Below are 3,870 nucleotides of genomic sequence, written 5' to 3' on the forward strand. Positions count from 1 at the left end.
AGTTCCGTCTGCCTGCACCCGCGCTCGAGACGGAGATCCCCGTCTACACAACGCGTCCCGACACCGTGTTCGGCATCACCTTCCTCGCGCTCGCGCCGGAGCATCCGCTCGTCGAGCAGATCTGCGCGATCAGCGACAAGGCGGATGAGATCCGTGCATTCTGCACGCGCGTGAAGAAGCAGTCCGACATCGAGCGCGCCTCGAGCGAGTCGGAGAAGGAAGGAATTTTCACAGGTCTGTACTGCACGAACCCGTTCAACGGAGAGCAGGTCGAGATCTGGATCACGAACTATGTTCTCTTCGAGTACGGCACGGGCGCGGTCATGGCGGTGCCGTCCGAGGATCAGCGCGACTGGATGTTTGCAACGAAGTACGGCATCCGCAAGATCCTCACGATTCGTCCGCCCGAGGGTGAGCTGCGCCTCGAGGATATGACGGCGGCGTACGTCGAGAAGGAAGGCTTCCTGATCAACTCCGGCAAGTTCACGGGCATGGAGATGCACGCGGCGATGGGCGCAATCATCGACGAGGCGGAGGCGCAGGGCTTCGGCAAGCGCCGTGTCAACTACCGTCTGCGCGACTGGCTCATCTCGCGCCAGCGCTACTGGGGCGCGCCGATCCCCATCATCAACTGTGAGGCGTGCGGCGAGGTGCTTGTTCCCGAGGAGGAGCTGCCCGTGCGTCTGCCCGAGGATGTCTCGTTCGAGCAGGGCGCGGTATCACCACTCTCATCGAGCGAACACTTCCTTCACTGCAAATGTCCGAAATGCGGCGGCTATGCGACGCGCGAGACGGACACGATGGACACCTTCATCTGCTCCTCGTGGTACTACTACCGCTATGCCGACCCGAAGAACTCGGAGCGTCCCTTTGATCGGGACAAGGTCAACTACTGGGCACCTGTCGATCAGTACATCGGCGGCATCGAGCACGCGATCCTCCACCTCCTCTATGCACGCTTCTTCACGAAGGTGCTGCGCGATGCAGGGATGCTCGACTTCGACGAGCCGTTCACGAACCTCCTCACGCAGGGCATGGTCATCAAGGACGGCGCAAAGATGTCGAAGTCGCTCGGCAATGTCGTCTCGCCTGAGGAGATCATCGAGAAGTATGGCGCGGATACAGCGCGTCTCTTCATCCTCTTTGCCGCGCCCGTCGAGCGCGATCTGGATTGGAGCGATCAGGGCGTCGAGGGCGCGTACCGCTTCCTGAACCGCGTCTGGCGCATCCTCCTGCAATTCGAGGAGGCGATCAAGAGCGCACCGGAGTCCTACGATACGGCAGTACTTACGTCGGAGGAAACGGAGCTGCGCCGCGTCCTGCACATGACCATCAAGAAGGTCACGGAGGACGTGCGTGACCGTTTCATGTTCAATACGGCAATCTCCTCCATCATGGAGCTTGTCAATGCGTTCTACGCATTTCAGGATAAAGAACTCAGCCCCGCGCTTGCACGCGAGACGGGGAGCGCGCTCCTGCGCATGCTCGCACCGTTTGCGCCGCATATCACAGAGGAACTCTGGGCGCGCCTCTTTACGGGCAGCGTACATGCGCAGACATGGGTCATTTGCGACGCATCCGCGCTTACACAGGACGAGATCGAGGTGGTTCTGCAGATCAACGGCAAGGTGCGTGACCGCGTGAAGATTGCAGCCGATCTGGACAAGGCGGCGATGGAGCGGCTTGTCACAGAGCTGCCGCGCGCGAAGGAACTCACGGCGGGCAAGGAGATCGTGAAGGTCATCTGCGTTCCCGGCAAGCTCGTCAACATTGTTGTCAAAGGATAAATAGGGAAACTCTGTTCAAGGATGGAGAGGGAGAGAACATCATGTTAAAAGCGTTTGCCGTTCGGAGCCTGCTGCCGGAGATGCTCATCGGTCGTACGGTCTATGACGGCGATACCGAAAACGTACTCGTTGAGGGCGGTACCATTCTGGATCGCGAGACGATCAAGCTGCTCAAGGAGAAGGGAATCGCATCCGTCTATGTCGATGAGGACAGCATTCTCGCTGCCGTACAGAAGGAGAAGAAGGCAAAGGCGGAGACGCCGGCATTCTTTACGGGGAAGGTGGCTCCTGAGCGGGATGCCAAGCTGGACAGCAAGTACGAAGAGGACTATCGCTACGTCTATACGGAGATGGAGAAACTCTTCCAGGAGGCTGCGATCTCCGGCAGACTCAACATGGACATCCTGCAGAACGTCATGTCGAGCGGGCGTCTGCGCGACCTCTACAAGGAGGGCGCGACGGCAGTCTCCATGATCTACACGATGAATCAGGACGGCGACTACAACCTGCATCACTGCGTCCATCTCGCCATCCTCAGCGGACTCATGGCAAAGTGGATGGGGCTTGTGGGCATGGATCGTCAGAACCTCGTGCTTGCGGGGCTCTTTCTCGACATCGGCAAGCAGTTCATCGAGAAGGAGCTGCTCGAGAAGAAGGGACGCCTCACGGAGGAGGAGTTTGACATCCTCAAGAATCACGTGGTTGACAGCTTCAAACTCCTCGAATCCAGTGAACTCGCGGGACGCGCGGATCTCATGAACGGCGTCATTCAGCACCATGAGCGCGGCGACGGCTCGGGGTATCCATCAGGGCTTACGGCAGAGCAGATCTCGCCGTTTGGCAAGGTGCTCGCCGTACTCGACAGCTACGATGCGATGGCATCCCGCCGCTCCTATGCGGAGAAGCGTTCGCCGTTCGAGGTGTTCAAGATTCTCTATGCCGATGTACTGGATGGAAAGCTTGACTCAGAATACGCCGTGCTCTTTATGCGTAAGCTCAACGCCGCGCTCAACGGCTGCTGGCTGCGCCTCTCGGATGGCACGGCAGGTCGTATCGTCTACATTGACGAGTCGCGCGTCACGGCGATGCCCGTCGTGCAGCTCACGGACGGCGGCTTTATCGACCTTAATACCGTCAAGGACATCACCGTCGTCGAGATCATGACGGCGGCGGAGGTCAGCAAACTCTAATGTATGAATTAGGGAAGCACCCTGCGGGGTGCTTTTTATTTGACCGAAGAAAGTGAATCTCTTATAATAAAGAAAAGGAACCAAGCCGGTAGAAAGGACGCCCTCATGCGGACGAGAGATTTTAATGCACTCAATGATTTGCTGTTCAAGTTCATCTTCGGGCATAAAGAAAATAAGAACATACCCTTATCCTTTATCAATGCGGTTCTTGGACTTGAGGGGGAACGCGCTTTCGTCGACCTGCGCTTTGCAGATCGTGAGATTGATCCGGAGGAGGAGACCGGAAAGGGCTCAACCCTTGACCTGCTCTGTATGACGAACGACGAGACGCAGATCAATATCGAAGTACAGGTGCAGAATCGGCAGAACATGGGACAGCGCAGTTTGTACTATTGGGCGAAGCTCTATCAGAGCACACTGGGGCGCGGCGAAAATTATGAGAACCTGCGGCGCACCGTCGCGATCAATCTGCTCGGCTATGAATATCTTCCGCTATCGGGCTTTCATCACATGTACGGACTCTATGACGAAACGGGAAAACATCGCCTGACGGAGGACATTGAGATACACTTTTTGGAGCTGCCGAAAGTGACACGACAGGACATTCGTAGTATGCGGACGCTCGATAAGTGGATGGCATTTATTGGGAATAAACTGAGTGATGAGGAAATGGAGGCGATTGCGATGAGCGAGGCGGCAATTGATACGGCATGGGATAGAATCGAGGCGTTCATGCGTGATGCAGGACAGCGGCGTAAGTATGAACAGCGCGAGAAGTTCGAGCACGACTATGTGAGTGACATGGAGGGTTCGTGGAAGAGGGGCGTCAGTCAGGGGCGACAACTTGGCATTGCACATATGGCTATGAATATGCTGCGTGTCGGAACGCCAGT

At 57.1% G+C, this 3,870-nt stretch carries 3 protein-coding genes; all 3 read left to right on the forward strand.

Annotated elements, in window-relative coordinates; genetic code table 11:
- On the forward strand, positions 1-1,787 hold a 1,787-nt coding region (locus AXF19_RS07880), incomplete at its 5' end, for a class I tRNA ligase family protein (RefSeq protein WP_066847267.1).
- Between the two features lie 41 nt (positions 1,788-1,828).
- A complete protein-coding gene (locus AXF19_RS07885) occupies positions 1,829-2,977 on the forward strand; it encodes an HD-GYP domain-containing protein (protein ID WP_066847271.1) in 1,149 nt (382 codons plus the stop codon).
- A gap of 105 nt (positions 2,978-3,082) precedes the next feature.
- Positions 3,083-3,870 (forward strand): Rpn family recombination-promoting nuclease/putative transposase (locus AXF19_RS07890; RefSeq protein ID WP_066847274.1); only part of this gene is annotated, 788 nt, incomplete at its 3' end.

The organism is Selenomonas sp. oral taxon 126 (genome assembly GCF_001683335.1).
Lineage (GTDB): Bacteria > Bacillota > Negativicutes > Selenomonadales > Selenomonadaceae > Centipeda.